This is a genomic window from Pseudomonas sp. Tun-23181 (assembly GCF_057415455.1).
The window spans coordinates 5,406,382-5,425,090 of the sequence record NZ_CM171630.1 but is presented as its reverse complement, the minus strand read 5'-3'; the positions used below and the strand labels follow the sequence as shown (position 1 = coordinate 5,425,090).

Genomic DNA, 18,709 nt, shown 5'->3' with positions numbered 1-18,709 from the left:
CTTACTCCATGAAGCCTTGCAGCTTCAGCTCGATCGAGCGTGGGTTCTCCCCTTCGGCGATCGACAGCAGGCCTTCCAGGAGCATCTCCCGGTAGCGCGACTGGCGCAGGACGATGGCCTTGAGCTTGTTGGCGACCGGCAGCAGGATCAGGTTGGCGCTGGCCACGCCGTAGATGGTGGCGACGAACGCCACGGCGATGCCGTTGCCCAGTTGCGAAGGGTCGGCCAGGTTGCCCATCACGTGGATCAGGCCCATCACCGCACCGATGATACCGATGGTCGGCGCATAGCCGCCCATGCTCTCGAACACCTTGGCGGCCTGGATGTCGCGGCTCTCCTGGGTCAGGAAGTCGACCTCGAGGATGCTGCGGATGGACTCGGGCTCAGCGCCGTCGACCAGCAGTTGCAGGCCCTTGCGCGCATACGGGTCCGGCTCGGCATCGGCCACCCCCTCCAGGCCCAGCAGGCCTTCCTTGCGCGCGGTCAGGCTCCAGTTGACCACCCGGTCGATACCGCTGGCCAGGTCCACCCGCGGCGGAAAGAAGATCCAGCGAATGATCTGCAGGGAGCGCTTGAACGCCGACAGCGGCGACTGCAACAGCGCTGCCGCCAGGGTGCCGCCCAGCACGATCAGGGCCGCCGGGCCATTGACCAGCGCCCCGACGTGGCCGCCCTCGAGCAGGTTGCCGCCGACGATGGCGACGAAGGCGAGGATCAGACCGATCAGGCTCAGGACATCCATCAGACGCAGGCCTCGACCAGGTGCTTGCCGATCTCGTCCAGGCTGTACACCGCATCGGCCAGGTTGGCCTTGACGATGGCCATGGGCATGCCATAGATCACGCAACTGGCTTCATCCTGGGCCCACACGGTGCTGCCGCCCTGCTTGAGCAGGCGCGCGCCCTCGCGCCCATCGGCGCCCATGCCGGTGAGCACCACCGAGAGCACCTTGTCGCCATAGGACTTGGCGGCCGAACCGAAGGTGATGTCCACGCACGGCTTGTAGTTCAGGCGCTCGTCCCCCGGCAGGATCTTCACCGTGCCACGGCCATCGATCATCATCTGCTTGCCACCAGGGGCCAGCAGGGCCAGGCCGGGGCGCAGCACGTCGCCATCCTCGGCTTCCTTGACGCTGATCCTGCACAGCTTGTCCAGGCGTTCGGCGAACGCCTTGGTGAAGGCTGCAGGCATGTGCTGGACCAGCACGATCGGCGCCGGGAAGCTGGCGGGCAGTTGGGTCAGCACCCGTTGCAGCGCCACCGGGCCGCCGGTGGAGGTGCCGATGGCCACCAGCTTGTAGGGCTTGCGCTTGGGCGCTGGCGCATGGGAAGCGGCTGCGGCGGCAGGACGGCTGGCCGGCGTCGGGGCAGCCGCGCGGGCCGGCGCAGGGCTTGCCGGGCTGCCGAGCGGCACATGGCTGGTCGGTGCCACGGCGGCTGCCGGCGTGGCAAAGCCGCCGAAACGACGGTTGCTGCGCGACAGGGTGTGGACCTTCTCGCACAGCAGTTGCTTGACCTTCTCCGGATTGCGCGAGATGTCCTCGAAGTTCTTCGGCAGGTAGTCCACCGCACCGGCATCCAGGGCGTCGAGGGTGACGCGGGCGCCTTCGTGGGTCAGCGAGGAGAACATCAGTACCGGCGTCGGGCAGCGCTGCATGATGTGCCGCACGGCGGTGATGCCATCCATCATGGGCATCTCGTAGTCCATGGTGATGACATCGGGCTTGAGCGCCAGCGCCTGGTCGATCGCTTCCTTGCCGTTGGTCGCGGTACCCACGACCTGGATCGTCGAGTCTGCCGAGAGAATTTCCGAGACACGGCGGCGGAAGAAACCGGAATCATCCACCACCAGGACCTTGACTGCCATAAACACTCCATTAGGCGGCGCAACCGCCAGGGCGCGCCGCCGAAATCAAATACGCCGGGCGGCGTAACGCTTGAGCATGCTCGGTACGTCGAGGATCAGCGCGATGCGACCGTCGCCGGTGATGGTGGCGCCGGACATGCCCGGGGTGCCCTGGAGCATCTTGCCCAGCGGCTTGATCACCACCTCCTCCTGGCCCACCAGCTGGTCGACCACGAAGCCGATGCGCTGGGTGCCGACCGAAAGAATCACCACATGCCCCTCGCGCTGCTCCTCGTGCACCTGGCCCTGGACCAGCCAGCGCTTGAGGTAGAACAGCGGCAGCGCCTTGTCGCGGACGATCACCACCTCCTGGCCGTCGACCACGTTGGTGCGCGACAGGTCCAGGTGGAAGATCTCGTTGACGTTGACCAGCGGGAAGGCGAACGCCTGGTTGCCCAGCATCACCATCAAAGTCGGCATGATCGCCAGGGTCAGCGGCACCTTGATGACGATCTTCGAGCCCTGGCCCTTGGCCGAGAAGATGTTGATCGAGCCGTTGAGCTGGGAAATCTTGGTCTTCACCACGTCCATGCCCACACCACGGCCGGAGACGTCGGAAATCTCGGTCTTGGTCGAGAAGCCCGGGGCGAAGATCAGGTTGTAGCAGTCCGACTCGCTCAGGCGCTCGGCGGCGTCCCTGTCCATCAAGCCCTTCTCCACGGCCTTGGCACGCAGGACGTTGGGGTCCATGCCCTTGCCGTCGTCGGAGATCGACAACAGGATGTGGTCGCCCTCCTGCTCGGCCGACAGCACCACCCGGCCGGTGCGCGCCTTGCCGGCGGCCTCGCGTTCGTCGGGCATCTCCACGCCATGGTCGACGGCGTTGCGCACCAGGTGCACCAGCGGGTCGGCCAGGGCTTCGACGAGGTTCTTGTCCAGGTCGGTCTCTTCGCCGACCAGCTCCAGGTTGATCTCCTTCTTGAGCTGGCGGGCCAGGTCGCGAACCAGGCGCGGGAAGCGGCCGAAGACCTTCTTGATCGGCTGCATGCGGGTCTTCATGACCGCGGTCTGCAGGTCGGCGGTGACCACGTCGAGGTTGGACACGGCCTTGGACATGGCCTCGTCACCGCTGTTCAGGCCCAAGCGGACCAGGCGGTTACGCACCAGCACCAGCTCGCCGACCATGTTCATGATCTCGTCCAGGCGGGCGGTATCGACCCGCACGGTGGTTTCCGCCTCGCTGACCGCGTGCTTGTCGGCAGCCGGCGCCGGGGCACGGGCCGGGGCCGCAGGCTTGTTGGCAGCAGGCGCGGCGGCGGCAGGCTTGACGGCCGGTGCCGACTTGGCAGCGGGCTTGCTTTCGGCCTTGGGCGCACTGGTCGCCGGCGCAGCCGCCACGGCGGCAGGTGCCTCGCCAGCCACTGCGTCGCTGGAGAACTTGCCCTTGCCATGCAACTGGTCGAGCAACGCTTCGAATTCGTGCTCGGAAATGTGCTCGCCGTCGCCCGCCGCCGGGGCAGCGCTGGCCACGGGCGCAGCGGCGCCAGGCAGCGCATCGGCGGCGAAGGTGCCCTTGCCGTGCAACTGGTCGAGCAGCGCCTCGAACTCGGCGTCGGTGATCTCGTCGCCCGCCGGTGCCGCGGCAGAGTCCTGCGGCGCAGTGGCGACGGCTTCCGGGGAGAACTGCCCCTTGCCGTGCAACTGGTCCAGCAGCGACTCGAACTCGGCATCGGTGATCTCGTCGCCTTCGCCGCCGACCGCCTCGCCCTGCCTCTGCTCGGCAGCCTCGGCCTGGGCCTTGACCGCGTCGAGGGAGTCGAGCAGTTGTTCGAATTCGCTATCGGTGATGTCCGCCTCGGCAGCCGGCGCTTCGGCGACCGCTGCCGGCGCCTGCTCAGGGGCCGGCGCCTCGGCCTCGGCTGCGGCAGGCTCTGCCAGGCGCGACAGGGCCGCCAGCAGCTCGGGCGTGGCCGGGGTGACGTCGCTGCGCTCACGCACCTGGCCGAACATGCCATTGACCGTGTCCAGCGCCTCGAGGACCACGTCCATCAGCTCTGCGTCGACCCGGCGCTCCCCTTTGCGCAAGACGTCGAACACGTTCTCGGCGATATGGCAGCACTCCACCAGCTCGTTGAGCTGGAGGAAGCCGGCGCCCCCTTTAACAGTGTGAAAACCGCGAAAGATCGCATTGAGCAGGTCCGCGTCGTCGGGCCGGCTTTCCAGCTCGACCAGTTGCTCGGACAGTTGCTCGAGAATTTCGCCGGCTTCTACCAGGAAATCCTGGAGGATTTCTTCATCGGCGCCGAAGCTCATTGAACGTGCTCCCTAAAAACCCAGGCTGGACAGCAGATCGTCGACATCGTCCTGACCGGACACGACGTCTTCACGCTTATCGGCATGAATCTGCGGACCTTCACCCCGGGCCGGATGTTTTTCTTGATCTTTTTCAGCGCGCAGCTGCTGGTGGTCATGTTCGATACCGGCAAAACGGTCGACCTGGCTTGCCATCAGCACGAGCTTGAGCAGATTGCTTTCGACTTCGGTGACCAACGCGGTCACGCGCTTGATCACCTGGCCGGTCAGGTCTTGATAGTCCTGGGCCAGGAGAATGTCGTTGAGATGGCCTGCGACCTTGCGGTTGCCCTCGACGCTGTGCGTCAGGAAACTGTCGACGCGCTTGACCAGCTCGCGAAACTCCGGCGCGGCGACCTCGCGGCGCATGAAGCGCTGCCAGTCGGCACTCAGGTTCTGGGCTTCGGCGGCCAGGTCGTTGAGCACCGGGGTGCCCGCTTCCACCAGGTCCATGGTGCGGTTGGCGGCGCCCTCGGTGAGCTTGACCACATAGGCCAGGCGCTCGGTGGCGTCGGTGATCTGCGACATTTCCTCGGCCTGCGGCATGCGCGGGTCGATCTGGAAACTGACGATCGCGCTGTGCAACTCGCGGGTGAGCTTGCCGACTTCCTGGTACAGGCCGCGGTCGCGGGTCTGGTTCAGTTGGTGGATCAACTGCACCGCCTCGCCGAACCGGCCGTGCTCGAGGCTCTCGACCAGTTCCTGGGCATGTTTCTTCAGGGTCGATTCGAACTCACCCAGCGACGTGTTTTTCTGCTCCATGGCGCCCCCTGACGTGACTCAACCGTTGACGCGTTCGAAGATCTTCTCGATCTTCTCCTTGAGCACCTGGGCGGTAAAAGGCTTGACCACATAGCCGTTGACCCCGGCCTGGGCCGCTTCGATGATCTGGTCGCGCTTGGCCTCGGCAGTCACCATCAGCACCGGCATGTGTTTGAGGCGGTCATGGGCGCGGACCTTGCGCAGCAGGTCGATGCCGGACATGCCGGGCATGTTCCAGTCGGTCACCAGGAAATCGTAATGGCCGTTTTCCAGCATCGGCAGCGCCGTGGTGCCGTCGTCGGCCTCGTCGGTGTTGGTGAAGCCCAGGTCACGCAACAGGTTCTTGATGATCCGCCGCATCGTCGAAAAGTCGTCAACGATGAGGATTTTCATGTCTTTGTTCAATTAGACCTCCAAGCAGTCCTAGACGCGCTCGGCCCCGAGCACGCATTCAATCAATTGGGCATCATTTACAACGACTGCGGCGAACCTGGCTTCAGCGTGCCCGCCATTCCCCCAGGCGGCTGCGCAGGCGCGCCGCGCACTGGCTGTGCAACTGGCTGACACGCGACTCGCTGACCCCCAGTACCTCACCGATCTCCTTGAGGTTCAGCTCTTCGTCGTAGTACAGCGCCAGCACCAGGCGCTCACGCTCCGGCAGGTTGGCGATCGCATCGGCCAGCGCGGCCTGGAAGCGCTCGTCCTCCAGGTCGCGCGAGGGCTCCAGCTGGCCACTGGCGCCATCCTCGTGGAGCCCTTCGTGCTCGCCGTCCTGCAACAGGTCGTCGAAGCTGAACAGGCGGCTGCCCAAGGTATCGTTCAGGATCCCGTAGTAATCATCGAGACTCAATTGGAGTTCGGCAGCAACTTCATGATCTTTAGCGTCACGGCCGGTACGCGCCTCGACGGCACGTATCGCGTCACTGACCATACGGGTGTTGCGGTGCACCGAGCGCGGCGCCCAGTCGCCCTTGCGGACCTCGTCGAGCATGGCGCCACGGATGCGGATACCAGCGTAGGTCTCGAAGCTGGCGCCCTTGCTGGCATCGTACTTGTTGGCCACTTCCAGCAGGCCGATCATGCCGGACTGGATCAGATCCTCGACCTGCACGCTGGCCGGCAGGCGCGCCAGCAGGTGATAGGCGATGCGCTTGACCAGCGGGGCGTAGCGTTCGACCAGTTCGTACTGGGCATCGCGCGACGCCTTGCTGTACATCTTGAAACCGCTCGCGTTCATAGCACCGGCCCTGCGCTGGTGGGCTGCACCAGGCGCTCGACGAAAAACTCCAGGTGCCCGCGCGGGTTGGCCGGCAACGGCCAGCTGTCGACCTTCTGTGCGATGGCCTTGAACGCCAGCGCACACTTGGACCGCGGGAAAGCCTCGTAGACCGCCCGCTGCTTCTGCACCGCCTTGCGCACGCATTCGTCGTAGGGCACGGCGCCGACATACTGCAGCGCGACATCGAGGAAACGATCGGTGACCTTGGTCAACTTGGCGAACAGGTTGCGGCCCTCCTGCGGGCTCTGCGCCATGTTGGCCAGCACGCGAAAACGGTTCATGCCGTAGTCGCGGTTGAGCAGCTTGATCAGGGCGTAGGCGTCGGTGATTGAGGTCGGCTCGTCGCACACCACCAGCAGCACTTCCTGGGCCGCGCGGACGAAGCTGACCACCGAGTCGCCGATGCCGGCGGCGGTGTCGATCACCAGCACGTCGAGGTTGTCGCCGATCTCGCTGAACGCCTGGATCAGGCCGGCATGCTGGGCAGGCGCCAGGTGCACCATGCTCTGGGTGCCAGAGGCGGCCGGGACGATGCGCACGCCACCGGGCCCCTGCAACAGCACGTCGCGCAGTTCGCAGCGGCCTTCGATGACATCGGCCAGGGTGTGCTTGGGCGTGAGGCCCAGCAGGACGTCGACGTTCGCCAGGCCTAGGTCGGCGTCCAGCAGCATGACCCGCCGGCCCAGTTCGGCCAGTGCCAGGGACAGGTTCACTGAAACGTTAGTCTTGCCGACGCCACCTTTGCCACCGGTTACGGCGATCACCTGTACGGGATGCATGCTACCCATGTTCGTTCTTTACCTTGTCTCGCTTGGACCCAGGCCACATGAGGGGCTGAACTCGACCCCCTGATGTAGGTACTTTGCGCTGCACATTCATCAACCCGCGCGCTTGCCAGGGTTGTGATAGAGATCAGCGAACATGTCGGCCATCGCCTCTTCGCTGGGCTCGTCCTGCATTTGCACACTGACCGCGCGGCTGACCAACTGGTGCTTGCGCGGCAGGTGCAGGTCGTCGGGAATGCGCGGCCCATCGGTAAGATAGGCCACCGGCAATTCATGACTGATGGCCAGGCTCAGCACTTCACCGAGGCTGGCCGTTTCATCGAGCTTGGTCAGGATACATCCGGCCAGGCCACAGCGCTTGTAGCTGTGGTAGGCGGCGGTCAGCACCTGCTTCTGGCTGGTGGTTGCCAGCACCAGGTAATTCTTGGCGGCAATGCCGCGCCCGGCAAGGGTTTCCAGTTGCATGCGCAGGGCCGGGTCGCTGGCTTGCAGGCCAGCGGTATCGATCAGCACCACGCGCTTGCGCAGCAACGGCTCCAGCGCCTGGGCCAAGGACTGGCCCGGATCGACGTAGGTCACCGGTACGTTGAGGATGCGCCCCAGTGTCTTGAGCTGCTCCTGGGCACCGATACGGAAGCTGTCCATGCTCACCAGCGCCAGGTTATGCGCGCCGTACTTGAGCACGTAGCGCGCCGCCAGCTTGGCCAGGGTGGTGGTCTTGCCCATGCCGGCCGGGCCGACCATGGCGATCACCCCGCCCTCCTCGATCGGCTCCACCTCTGGAACCTCGATCATCCGCGCCAGGTGCGCCAGGACCATGCGCCAGGCATGCCGTGGTTCGCCGATCTCGGCGGTCAGGTCGAGCAGTTCACGGGCGATCGGGCCGGACAGGCCGATGCGCTGCAGGCGGCGCCAGAGGTTGGCCTGCTGCGGCTTGCTGCCCTGCAACTGGCTCCAGGCCAGGGAGCCGAGCTGCACTTCGAGCAGCTCGCGCAGCCCCGACAGCTCCGAGCGCATGGCATCGAACAGGCGCGGGTCGACAGCAGCCGGAGCCTGCGCGGCGGCAGGCGGCGGCAGGTCGACATGGGGCTCGACCAACGGCTCCGAGGCGGTCAGCGGCAGGCCGGCGAACAATTGGCGGTTACCTTCGTCGGTGTCGTTGCGGCTGCCCAGCTCGGCCTGGGCGGTGGCGATGCGCGACTGGGTCTTGCGCAGTTCGTCCTCGAGCTCGGCATTGGGCACACGTGGGGCCAGGGCGGACAGCTTGTAGTCCAGCGCGGCCGTCAACTCGACACCGCCGGCGATGCGCCGGTTGCCGATGATGGCGGCATCGGCGCCCAGCTCATCGCGGACCAGCTTCATGGCCTGGCGCATATCGGCGGCGAAAAAACGCTTAACTTGCATAACCCACTACCTCAGCCATTGGGGCCCACGGTGGCAACGATGGTGACTTGCTTGTTGTCAGGTATTTCCTGATACGCCAGAACATGCAAATTCGGTACAGCCAGGCGGCCGAATCGCGACAGCATCGCGCGGATCGGGCCCGCAACCAGCAGGATAGCCGGATGGCCCTGCATTTCCTGGCGCTGGGCCGCCTCGATCAACGAACGCTGCAGCTTCTCGGCCATGCTCGGCTCCAGGAGAACACCGTCTTCCTGGCCTTGCCCGGCCCTTTGCAGACTATTGAGCAAAATCTGTTCCAACCTGGGCTCCAGGGTGATCACAGGCAGCTCGGACTCAGTGCCGACAATGCTTTGCACGATAGCGCGACACAATCCGACGCGCACCGCCGCTACCAGCGCGGCGGTATCTTGACTCTTGCCCGCATTGTTGGCGATCGCCTCGGCAATGCTGCGGATATCGCGCACCGGAACCTGCTCGGCGAGCAGGGCCTGCAAGACCTTGAGCAGCCCCGACAAGGAAATGACGCCCGGCACCAGCTCCTCGGCCAGTTTGGGCGATGCCTTGGACAGGACCTGCAGCAACTGCTGGACCTCTTCGTGGCCGATCAGTTCGTGGCAGTGCTTCTGCAGGATCTGGTTGAGGTGGGTGGCGACCACGGTGCTGGCGTCCACCACGGTGTAGCCCAGCGACTGGGCCTGGGCGCGCTGGCCGACATCGATCCACACCGCCTCCAGGCCAAAGGCCGGGTCGCGCGCGGCGATGCCGTTGAGCGTACCGAAGACCTGGCCGGGGTTGATCGCCAGCTCCCGGTCTGGGTAGATCTCCGCCTCGGCCAGGATCACCCCCATCAGGGTCAGGCGGTAGGCGCTGGGCTGCAGGTCGAGGTTGTCGCGGATGTGCACGGTAGGCATGAGAAAGCCCAGGTCCTGGGACAGCTTCTTGCGCACCCCCTTGATCCGCGCCAGCAACTGGCCACCCTGGTTGCGGTCGACCAGCGGGATCAGGCGGTAGCCGACCTCCAGGCCGATCATGTCGATCGGTGTCACGTCGTCCCAGCCCAGCTCCTTGGTTTCCAGGGCACGCTGGGGCGATGGCAGCAGGTCCTGCTGGCGCTGCGCCTCTTCCTGGGCCTTGACCTTGGCCTGTTGCTGCTTGCGCCAGACCAGGTAGGCTGCGCCCGCAGCCAGCCCGCCCAGGCCGAGGAAGGCAACGTGGGGCATGCCCGGGACCAGGCCGATGACGATCATCAGCGCAGCGGACACCGCCAGGGCCTTGGGCGAATCGAACATCTGCCGGTTGATCAGCTTGCCCATGTCCTCGGAGCTGGAGGCCCGGGTGACCATGATCGCCGCAGCGGTGGAGAGCAGCAGCGACGGCAACTGCGCCACCAATCCGTCACCGATGGTCAGCAGCGCGTAGACCTTGCCCGCCTCGCCGAACGGCATGCCGTGCTGCAGCATGCCGATCAGCATGCCGCCGATCAGGTTGATGAACAGGATCAGCAGGCCAGCGATGGCATCGCCCCGCACGAACTTGCTGGCACCGTCCATCGAGCCGTAGAACTCGGCCTCCTGGGCCACCTCGGCACGGCGCGCCTTGGCCTGGGCCTGGTCGATCAATCCCGCGTTGAGGTCGGCGTCGATGGCCATCTGCTTGCCGGGCATGGCGTCCAGGGTGAAACGCGCGCTCACCTCGGAGATACGCCCGGCCCCCTTGGTCACCACCACGAAGTTGATGATCATGAGGATGGCGAAGACCACCGCGCCGACCACGTAGTTGCCGCCGATCACCACTTCGCCGAAGGCCTGGATCACCTTGCCCGCGGCCTCGTGCCCCTCATGGCCGTGGAGCATCACCACACGGGTCGAGGCGACGTTCAGCGCCAGGCGCAGCAGCGTGGCCACCAGCAGGATGGTGGGAAAGGCGGCGAAGTCCAGCGGGCGCAAGGCATACACGCAGACCAGCAGGACCACGATCGACAGGGCGATGTTGAAGGTGAAGAACACATCGAGCAGGAACGGCGGGATCGGCAACATCATCATTGCCATCATCACCAGCAACAGCAGCGGCACGCCGAGGTTGCCCCGACCGAGGCCGGCCAGGTTGTGTCGGGCGCTGTTGATTAACTGAGTGCGATCCACCGCGAGTCCTCTTCAAGCAAAAACTTTGACGCCTGGAGGGCGCCTGGCGCTGCCTCTGCAAGAAGCTTTCCAACTTTGATAAGTCCCAGGAACGACTACATCAAAGCAGGCCAGATCGCGTAAAGACATAGCCCCGTAGCCAAGCGACAACGCTAAGGCGGGCAACGCCCCAAGACACCTTCAGAGACCAGAGACCAGAGACCAGAGACCAGAGACCAGATTTTACCTCTGCATCAAATGCTCAAAGCGTTCACACGCGAATTGCTAGCAGATAAGGAGTATTGCTCGCAAATATTTGGTGCTACGCGCTACAGATTCCGCGATTTACCCTCTCCGCGCATAGCAGCACACTCAAGACCAGCGAAAGCAGCAGAGTTTCGATTCTGGTAGCTCCCTAGACTCTGTGATACCTTCGCCACCGCTACGCCAGCCTCGCTTAATTCGGAGAACATTTTGGCCACCTCTCTCGATAGCTTTATAGTCCCTAACAAGCATCGCCATAAGACCGCAATGGCTTTTGTTCTGGAATCACTGCGCGAAGGCATACTTTCTGGCGCGATAGCTGAAGGCACGCCTCTGCGTCAAGACGAGCTTGCGTCAAAATTCGGCTTGAGCCGAATGCCTATACGAGATGCCATACGACAATTGGAAGCTGAAGGTCTAGTAATATATGAGCCACATAAAGGCGCATCTGTTGCTATCATGACCATTGACGATATTGTCGAAATCTATGACATGCGAATCATGGCAGAATGCACGGCTCTAGACTTTGGTTTCGACAACATAGCTGACAGCGACTTGATACAGATGCGCGGAATTCTATCCGCAATGGAAGATACCGAAGACCCACATCTACTCAGCGAGCTCAATGAGAGTTTCCACCGCCACCTCTACTCAAAAGCGAATCGTCCCCGCTTGCTTGCACTGATCAAGTCGCTACACGACTCAGTGGATCGCCACCTTCGATTTTTGCTGACCAATTTGGATTATCATAAAAAATCTCAACAAGATCATAAAAATATTCTGCATGCCTGCACTCAAGGCAATCGAGAGGCCGCTAAAGAATTTTTAGCCAACCATTTAGCGGACGGGCGAGACTCCATCGTTTCATTCCTGAACAGCCGACGCTAGGGAAATTCACAAGCAACTTCTCATTTCCGAAGTCATTGCAAAGTTAACAAGTTCAGAAACGAGCCTTGCCAGCGGATACCCAGAATACTCAAACATCTTAGGATACATGCTAGAATCCGTGAAACCTGGAAGGGTATTGACCTCATTGAGGATGATCGAACTGTCGTTCGCCAAGAAAAAATCTATCCTAGCATAGCCTTTTAAATCTAGACATCTAAAGACTTGCTTAGATAGAGACTGAATGCGCACGATTAATTCCAATGACAAAGAGCTTGGTATGCAAAGGCTTGCCCCGCCAATGCCATCATACTTTGCTTGATAGTCGTAATAATCATAGCCATCTCCAGGAATAACCTCTCCCAACTCAGAGACAACCAATCCCTCTTTAAGCTCCAACACACCACACTCTATCTCTCTTCCACACACTTCAGCCTCTACCAAGATTTTATGATCCATCTGCGCCGCTACTGCGAAGGCTTGCGCATATGCCTCAGCACTGCTGACTCTGGACACGCCGATGGAGGAACCTGACGATGCAGGCTTTACAAAAAGAGTGGTACTGCCTAGACGCTCGACCAGTTCTTCCCATGATTGCATGGTATTTAAAGTCACCCATGGCGCAACGATGATTCCAGATGACTGAATCAACCGTTTGGCTACATCCTTGTCCATAGAAACCGCCGAACCTAATACCCCCGCCCCCACACAAGGCAGATTGCACATCGCAGCCAACCCTTGAATCGTTCCATCCTCTCCCCAGCGACCGTGCAGTGCCGGAAATAGCAAGTCGAGCTTAACTTCGACCACAGAGTGATCGTCCGCCACAAACATGATCGTACGCTGGCCAGGTCGAATCGATACAACCGGTGCGTTAAGGTCCACCGCCGCCGGGAAATCCTTTGAGTCCCCGTGATATCGCCAATTACCTTCTTGGTCTATTCCCACGCAGTGCACATGATGGCCCAACGACATCAGCGCCGCATGAATCACAGAGGCAGAACGCACTGATACGGCGTGCTCTGCACTCCTCCCCCCGAAAACCAACGCAATCACAATTTGTTTCATTTCAGTCAGCCTCCAATTCAGGATGTCGGCTACTGTATCCAATATCCAACAAAAAAGACAACGGCAATGCTGCCGTCGGTGAAAAAGAGAAAGCCATGCCCTTGCGCCCTTCGGAAAATGCTCGCCTAGACAATGAAGTCACCCAGCGGATCCGCGCAATCGCTGTATCCGCACCGGACTGTATCAGCGGCTCAAAGGCTGATAGAGCCTTGAACAGCTGTGATCCCGTCAGCCTTTTCAACGCATGTAGGTGTGCTGCGAGCCTCGCTCAAAAAGGCACAGGAGCTTGGGCAAAAAGTAATTGGGGAGAGTCAGGTAGAAAGACGAGAGAGTACTTTCTGCTTATGTACTCACTGGATGACATGGATCGTTTCAAAGATTTGCTTATATCAGAGCAACCCAATGTCCTGCTCATTGGCGCAATGACACTGTGCATGCCTGGCGCCATCGAATGCGCGAAGGTCGCCAAAAAAATGCTAGGAAACAAGCTACTTGTTGTACTGGGAGGACGACATATCAATGAAACCATTTATCTTTCAAATGAAAAACACAGAGCAGCCTCACTAGTAAAACACCATCGAGCCTCTCCAGGGAGACTTATAAGGGAAAATAAAATTCCGCCTGTTTTCGATATCATCGTTTCTGGAGAAGCCGAAAAACTCATCGTCGAAATTGGTGAGATATTTGTACGCTCAACACATCTCGCTACGGCGTTTATCGCACGCCACTTGGCCACGAGCACTGCCGGACTTTGGATCGCAGATTTTCCTTGCATTCAAAAAACAGTTGTAAGCGATGGTATTCGATTAAAACACGATGATTTACCATCCGCAGTAGGAGTATTTGGAGTCACAGCCTCTTTCGGCGTCTTTGGCGGGCGAATGACTTCCCATGTATTCAGCTATACGGGGCCGGGATGCATTTATGATTGCTCATTCTGCAGCGAGCGTCGAAGTGTGACGGGGAGCATTCAGGAAATCAAAGGTGCCCCCCGGCGTATTTATAAACAATTCGAAGAAACCCTTTCCACAATAAGCCAAGCCTACCCCAATAGAGGCGCCAGCGCATTCGTAGAAGACTCAACATTTCTTAGTGGGAGCCCACTGGCAATCAGTCAGCTATGTCAATTAATGGAGGATCGGCCTCTAGATATCGTATTTGGCGGCCAATTCACCATAGATCAGATCCTGTCTAGGAAAGACATCATAAGACGACTCGCAAAAAATGGGCTTCGATATGTGTTTGTAGGACTTGAAACACTAAATCCGCAAGAAATCGGCGGAATGAGCAAAGACATTGATAGTAAAAAACAAAAATGGCAGGAGCGATTCTCCGAAGCTTTAAACTTCCTAATCGAAAACAAAATCTCCTGTGGCTGTGCACTTCTATTCGGGCTAGGTGAACAACACAGCAGCCGCCTAGATTTATTGAGACATTTAATAAATTTACGAGACCACGTAGGCCAACCCATAACTATAAGTACAAACTGGGCCGTTCAGCACCCTTTAAGGGGATACCCTGGAAGTGCTTCCGAAGACTACTTACGCTGGGGCACCCCAGAAGGGAAATTACTTGAGCAATTTCATAACTTTGGTGAAGCCTCTCTCGAATATCCCCTATGCGGTATAGCTCGCCCCTCACTCGCTGAGGTACAAGAAATCATTGATCTTCTAAACCAGTTCGAGACAATTAATGGATAAGCCAGAATTTACCCATCTCGCTCAAATAGGTCTTTTTTCTTTGGGAGATATTCAATCCGCACAAACGCCGCCAATGGAGAGCACGACCTACGTGGTTGAGAATTTTGACAACCTGCCCTCGATCAACAACAACAGTCTTACCCGACCAAGCAGCCGGATATTCGAGGGACTTTACTATGGGGGTGTCGACACTCCAACTACCCGGCAGCTCGCAGCACGCATGGCAGCGATTGAAAAAGGTAATTTTTCAGTATTGACGGCCTCTGGCCAAAATGCGTTTCACTTGCTCCTATCAGCCACAGCAAAACCTGGAGATCACATACTAGTTGGCGACACAATAATCTATACAACACAGTGGCTGCTAAGTCACTTTCAGAGCTATGGACTCGACATTGAGTATTTCACCCCAAAAGATGCTCTCTCGATAAGAAAAAAGCTAAAACCAAAAACAAAGGTTATTATCTGGGAAAACCCCGGCGCTTTCACATATGAAATAATCGACAGCAGAGCAATTATCGAATCATGCAAAAATCATCCGGCAATTACTGCTGTAGACAATACTTGGGCCGCCTCGACATTTTACCACCCACTTGAATTGGGAGCAGATGTCAGCCTAGTATCAATGAGCAAATCACACGCGGCCACTGAAGGCGTGTCACTGGGCGCCCTTATCACGAAACGCGACGACGTATTTTCAATACTTAAAACAACCTCTGCATTGATTGGCAATCATGTAAGTTCATATGCATGTGCTGCAGCGCTTCGCTCTATAAGCACGCTAGGCGCCCGCCTAACACTCCAAATGCATACGACACGACTAGTGATTGACCACTTTAAAGCGCTACCTCTTGCCAGAAGGGTACTACACCCTATCGTCCAAAACTCCAAATCCGATTTATACGAAAAAAACTATAGTGGTTTTAATAGCATCATAACTGTTCAATTTTCTTGCTCGCGAGACGAGTTGATAGCCCGTCTAAACCAATTAAAAATAATTAAAATTGGCTATGGATGGGGTGGAACGATAAGTCTTGCCAACCTCGTGGACACGACCGACATGCCCTCAGCAAATCGGCTCTCCCTGAATGGCAGCTGCGTAAGGTTCTATTTAGGGCTGGAAGACCCATACGATCTAATCAAAGACATTAAAAATTCATTTTCAATATAAACAAGCAATACCAATTCACATTCAGCACTACCACATAAGAGAAAAATAGATGCCCAATATTACATCAAATGAAATCTTCGTATTTAGCGAAGCAGAACTACTCACAAAAATCCACGACTTTGTAGAAAATGAAAAATTTCACGACCTCCATATTATGGCTGGCCATTTCATGCTCTTCTATGACAACCAGAAAAACAAGCTTGTCCCTGGTATATTTGAAGACATTAACAGCACACCCTTGAAAGAAAAAATTCGAAGTCGGATAGGGATATTTCCGTCTTATTCTTGGCATCTAGGCGTGCAGCTCGCAGAACACCATATCAGCAAAAATCAGAAATCTGCAAATCTACTTTTATTAATTAATGATTGGCAATACGTTCCAGACAAGGAATCGAATTACGATTACCGGGCCGAATTCTACTCCTCCTTCACGGAACTACCACCGACATATATATCCAGACTGCAATCCTCCAACATAGTCTCAACGAAAAACATCATAGCTAGCCGACGACATCCTATCTCTTTCCCTGAAACATGGCTAAAAAATCGCTTTCAAAATGAAGCAGTACGATTGGTAAAAAAAGGAAAGCTCCAGAAGAAATACATCTCAAGCCACCCAACAATGTCTGAAATTTCTTTCACCGACGCTTCCGGCGCCACTCTTCCATTGGTTAGCTGTGGCATGACTGGGTGCGCTGGAGAAATAACAGAAATGATCTCCGAAGCATATAAGTCAGGCGCCCGCCTCTTGGTCCTCCTCGCCCCCAATGAATGCCACGAGCCTATCCGAAAGGGTGTAGAAATTGCGTTGTCACTCTATAATTTTGAAGCGGTCAGTATTTTAGTCGCAGATTTGGGAGGAAGCGGCGAGCTGAATATTGAAGAAATATATAGCAAGGGCATTCATGTCGTCACATATGAAACATGAGGATTCCGTCATGCAACCCCACCCGCTAATCTATTTAGATGCCGCTGCCACTACACCATGTGCTGCAGATGTAGCAACAGCGATGCATGAGTTCAGTACTACGTTATTTGGAAACCCATCATCTACGCACATCATGGGGCGACTCGCAAAAAATGCTATTTTAGGAAGTACTGCTCAAATATCTAGCATGCTAGGTTGCGCGCCGAATGAAATAACGTTCACGTCAGGAGCAACCGAAAGCAACAACATTGTGATTCTTGGTGCTAACGCCGCCAAAAAAAACATTGTAATTTGCCCAATTGATCACAAATCAAGCATTTTAGCCGCAGAAGAGCTTGAAAGAAAAAATATCGAAGTTCGCAGAATGAAAATTGATAGATGCGGACGAATTGATCTTGAACACTTATCTACTCTTGTAGACCAAAATACCGCACTGCTTTCTCTATCATATGTAAATTCTGAAATAGGCACCTATCAAGATTTGTCGGAAATTCGAAAAATATTGAATAAGTCATCCGCCTTATTTCATATCGATGCCGCACAGGCAGTAGGGAAACTACCGATTAATGTCAAGAATCTTGGAGTAGACTGTGTCTCTATCTCAGCGCATAAGATTCAAGGCCCTAAAGGAATAGGTGCCCTTTACGCTTCACCCTCCACTGTTTCGCGCTTGCGTCCTCTTACATTCGGTGGTGAACAATCTAAACTCCGCAGCGGAACACTTCCAACTCAACTTATTGTCGGCTTTGGCATTGCCGCCCAACGTATTAACACCAATAGTCTCCATGCTTCGTGGAAATCAGCAACTCAACGACGAATCGCTATCCTCGAAACGTTAAACTCTCATAAAATATCATTCCAACTAAATTCTCCCGAAAAAAATTCCATACCTCATATTTTGAATATCTCGATTCCTGGCATAGGCGCAGAAACTATCATTAGCTGTCTAGATGGCGTATGTGTCTCATCAGGTTCGGCCTGCAACTCGAACAACCTGAAACCCTCTCACGTCATTACGGGCATCGGATATAGCCCCGATAGAGCAAACAGTGCAATTCGCCTCTCCTTCACTAGCGACATGGATATCAACGACATTAAAACTGGCGTGGAAATATTTGCAAAAACTGTACTAAAGCTAACTACACTAAATCAGTGAAAAATATGACAGAAAATATTGCAATAATAACTGGTGGAGACTCCTCGGAACGTGACGTTTCTCTCCAGACCGCTGAGGCTGTTTCACAATCATTACGCAGATCTCAGGTACGTCATGAAGTCTTTACTATACCCGAATACAAGAATCTGTTTGAACTAAAGCTAGAGGGCTTCACAAGGGTTTTTCTGGCTTTTCACGGTGGATTCGGTGAAAACGGAATGGCACAGGCGTATCTGGAAGGCCTGAACATGCCTTATAACGGACCTTCTCCTCAGGCAAGCGCAATATGCATGGACAAATTGCTAACAAAGCATATTGCCAGAGGGCTGGGCATCAACGTAGCGAATTATCTATATTTAAGAGATATCCGCAGCGCCTCCTTCGATGAGGCAAAACAACAACTTGGCGACACCTGTATTATCAAACCTAACAGTGAAGGCTGCAGTTTTGGTGTATCGCTAGTACACGACAACCCCAAAGATTTTTACGCAGCTATTGAAAGAGCGCTTCATTATAAGAGCGGCATACTTATTGAAGAGTTCATCGCCGGCCCAGAACTATCAGTCTGTTATTTATTCGGGCACGTACTACCAATTTTTGCCCTCGGATTCACAAGCGACTTCTTCTCATATGAGGCAAAATTTTTATCCACCAAGACAACTGCCAAACTAATTACTTTGCCCAGACACATCAACCAGAAACTAAAAAAAGACTGCAAATCCATTGCCGAAGCAATTGACCTTGATTATTTTAGAGCAGACATTATCATTCACGATGAAAAACCCTATCTTATAGAGCTCAATACCCTGCCCGGCTTAACAAGCCATAGCCTTTTCCCCAAAGCATGCCACGAGTGTGGAATTGAATTTGATGAACTAGTCCTTTTATTAAATAATTTACATCCAGTTTGCGATAGTTAAACAATAGCACAGGCCGTGTTTAATATCTATCTTTATAGGTGCGCAATGCGTTGTGCTCAACAATCAGTTTCCT

16 protein-coding genes are annotated in these 18,709 nt (G+C 56.8%); 6 read left to right on the top strand and 10 right to left on the bottom strand.

Annotation, left to right across the window (positions count from 1 at the left end):
• Position 1: 1 nt before the first annotated feature.
• The 9 genes from ACDI39_RS25685 to flhA all read right to left on the bottom strand — a co-directional run bounded on the left by ACDI39_RS25685 (position 2) and on the right by flhA (position 10,568).
• Complete coding sequence (locus ACDI39_RS25685) at positions 2–742, bottom strand: flagellar motor protein (RefSeq protein ID WP_225789281.1); 741 nt, start codon at positions 740–742, stop codon at positions 2–4.
• Complete coding sequence (locus ACDI39_RS25680) at positions 742–1,866, bottom strand: protein-glutamate methylesterase/protein-glutamine glutaminase (RefSeq protein ID WP_225789282.1); 1,125 nt, start codon at positions 1,864–1,866, stop codon at positions 742–744. Before ACDI39_RS25680 ends, ACDI39_RS25685 begins: the two co-directional genes overlap by 1 nt.
• A 45-nt stretch (positions 1,867–1,911) precedes the next feature.
• Positions 1,912–4,158 (bottom strand): chemotaxis protein CheA, encoded by a 2,247-nt coding sequence (locus ACDI39_RS25675; RefSeq protein ID WP_253091505.1) that lies wholly within the window; start codon positions 4,156–4,158, stop codon positions 1,912–1,914.
• A gap of 12 nt (positions 4,159–4,170) precedes the next feature.
• Complete coding sequence (locus tag ACDI39_RS25670) at positions 4,171–4,959, bottom strand: protein phosphatase CheZ (RefSeq protein WP_225789284.1); 789 nt, start codon at positions 4,957–4,959, stop codon at positions 4,171–4,173.
• A gap of 18 nt (positions 4,960–4,977) precedes the next feature.
• On the bottom strand, positions 4,978–5,352 hold the full coding sequence (locus ACDI39_RS25665; RefSeq protein WP_225789285.1) for a chemotaxis response regulator CheY: 375 nt from the start codon (positions 5,350–5,352) through the stop codon (positions 4,978–4,980).
• Positions 5,353–5,455: 103 nt separating this feature from the next.
• Positions 5,456–6,196 carry an RNA polymerase sigma factor FliA gene (gene fliA / locus ACDI39_RS25660; protein ID WP_225789286.1) on the bottom strand — a complete coding sequence of 247 codons (741 nt, stop codon included), beginning with the start codon at positions 6,194–6,196 and terminating at the stop codon, positions 5,456–5,458.
• A complete protein-coding gene (gene fleN / locus ACDI39_RS25655; protein WP_011534890.1) occupies positions 6,193–7,026 on the bottom strand; it encodes a flagellar synthesis regulator FleN in 834 nt (277 codons plus the stop codon). The genes fliA and fleN overlap by 4 nt, the downstream gene beginning before the upstream one ends.
• Positions 7,027–7,116: 90 nt before the next feature.
• Positions 7,117–8,427 carry a flagellar biosynthesis GTPase FlhF gene (flhF, locus tag ACDI39_RS25650; protein ID WP_225789287.1) on the bottom strand — a complete coding sequence of 437 codons (1,311 nt, stop codon included), beginning with the start codon at positions 8,425–8,427 and terminating at the stop codon, positions 7,117–7,119.
• A gap of 11 nt (positions 8,428–8,438) precedes the next feature.
• Entirely contained in the window at positions 8,439–10,568 is a 2,130-nt protein-coding gene (gene flhA / locus ACDI39_RS25645; RefSeq protein WP_225789288.1) for a flagellar biosynthesis protein FlhA, read from the bottom strand.
• A gap of 453 nt (positions 10,569–11,021) precedes the next feature.
• Between flhA and ACDI39_RS25640 the strand changes: the two genes are divergently transcribed.
• Entirely contained in the window at positions 11,022–11,699 is a 678-nt protein-coding gene (locus tag ACDI39_RS25640) for an FCD domain-containing protein (protein ID WP_253104451.1), read from the top strand.
• Between the two features lie 6 nt (positions 11,700–11,705).
• Here the strand turns inward: ACDI39_RS25640 and ACDI39_RS25635 are convergent, their stop codons facing one another.
• The gene (locus ACDI39_RS25635; protein WP_253081052.1) at positions 11,706–12,764 is read right to left on the bottom strand and encodes a D-alanine--D-alanine ligase family protein; all 1,059 of its coding nucleotides are present in this window, start codon (positions 12,762–12,764) and stop codon (positions 11,706–11,708) included.
• A 95-nt stretch (positions 12,765–12,859) separates the two neighbouring features.
• Here ACDI39_RS25635 and ACDI39_RS25630 point away from each other — a divergent pair, with 95 nt between their 5' ends.
• From ACDI39_RS25630 to ACDI39_RS25610, 5 genes are read left to right on the top strand one after another with little or no spacing between them, the layout of a single operon-like run.
• Positions 12,860–14,464: a B12-binding domain/radical SAM domain-containing protein gene (locus ACDI39_RS25630; protein ID WP_253091597.1), complete on the top strand. Its 1,605-nt coding sequence runs from the start codon at positions 12,860–12,862 to the stop codon at positions 14,462–14,464.
• Positions 14,457–15,632, top strand: a complete 1,176-nt coding sequence (locus ACDI39_RS25625) for a PLP-dependent transferase (protein WP_253081050.1) — start codon at positions 14,457–14,459, stop codon at positions 15,630–15,632. The genes ACDI39_RS25630 and ACDI39_RS25625 overlap by 8 nt, the downstream gene beginning before the upstream one ends.
• A gap of 49 nt (positions 15,633–15,681) precedes the next feature.
• The gene (locus tag ACDI39_RS25620) at positions 15,682–16,560 is read left to right on the top strand and encodes an LPD16 domain-containing protein (protein ID WP_253081049.1); all 879 of its coding nucleotides are present in this window, start codon (positions 15,682–15,684) and stop codon (positions 16,558–16,560) included.
• Between the two features lie 10 nt (positions 16,561–16,570).
• Complete coding sequence (locus ACDI39_RS25615) at positions 16,571–17,716, top strand: cysteine desulfurase family protein (RefSeq protein ID WP_253081048.1); 1,146 nt, start codon at positions 16,571–16,573, stop codon at positions 17,714–17,716.
• Positions 17,717–17,721: 5 nt separating this feature from the next.
• On the top strand, positions 17,722–18,636 hold the full coding sequence (locus ACDI39_RS25610; RefSeq protein WP_253104448.1) for a D-alanine--D-alanine ligase family protein: 915 nt from the start codon (positions 17,722–17,724) through the stop codon (positions 18,634–18,636).
• The last annotated feature ends 73 nt before the right edge of the window (positions 18,637–18,709 follow it).

Excerpts from the sequence above, each read along its gene's own strand:
- ACDI39_RS25685 (WP_225789281.1), bottom strand. The coding sequence starts at position 742 with ATGGATGTCCTGAGCCTGATCGGTCTGATCCTCGCCTTCGTCGCCATC.
- ACDI39_RS25680 (WP_225789282.1), bottom strand. The coding sequence starts at position 1,866 with ATGGCAGTCAAGGTCCTGGTGGTGGATGATTCCGGTTTCTTCCGCCGC.
- ACDI39_RS25675 (WP_253091505.1), bottom strand. The coding sequence starts at position 4,158 with ATGAGCTTCGGCGCCGATGAAGAAATCCTCCAGGATTTCCTGGTAGAA.
- ACDI39_RS25670 (WP_225789284.1), bottom strand. The coding sequence starts at position 4,959 with ATGGAGCAGAAAAACACGTCGCTGGGTGAGTTCGAATCGACCCTGAAG.
- ACDI39_RS25665 (WP_225789285.1), bottom strand. The coding sequence starts at position 5,352 with ATGAAAATCCTCATCGTTGACGACTTTTCGACGATGCGGCGGATCATC.
- fliA (WP_225789286.1), bottom strand. The coding sequence starts at position 6,196 with ATGAACGCGAGCGGTTTCAAGATGTACAGCAAGGCGTCGCGCGATGCC.
- fleN (WP_011534890.1), bottom strand. The coding sequence starts at position 7,026 with ATGGGTAGCATGCATCCCGTACAGGTGATCGCCGTAACCGGTGGCAAA.
- flhF (WP_225789287.1), bottom strand. The coding sequence starts at position 8,427 with ATGCAAGTTAAGCGTTTTTTCGCCGCCGATATGCGCCAGGCCATGAAG.
- ACDI39_RS25635 (WP_253081052.1), bottom strand. The coding sequence starts at position 12,764 with ATGAAACAAATTGTGATTGCGTTGGTTTTCGGGGGGAGGAGTGCAGAG.
- ACDI39_RS25630 (WP_253091597.1), top strand. The coding sequence starts at position 12,860 with ATGCCCTTGCGCCCTTCGGAAAATGCTCGCCTAGACAATGAAGTCACC.
- ACDI39_RS25625 (WP_253081050.1), top strand. The coding sequence starts at position 14,457 with ATGGATAAGCCAGAATTTACCCATCTCGCTCAAATAGGTCTTTTTTCT.
- ACDI39_RS25620 (WP_253081049.1), top strand. The coding sequence starts at position 15,682 with ATGCCCAATATTACATCAAATGAAATCTTCGTATTTAGCGAAGCAGAA.
- ACDI39_RS25615 (WP_253081048.1), top strand. The coding sequence starts at position 16,571 with ATGCAACCCCACCCGCTAATCTATTTAGATGCCGCTGCCACTACACCA.
- ACDI39_RS25610 (WP_253104448.1), top strand. The coding sequence starts at position 17,722 with ATGACAGAAAATATTGCAATAATAACTGGTGGAGACTCCTCGGAACGT.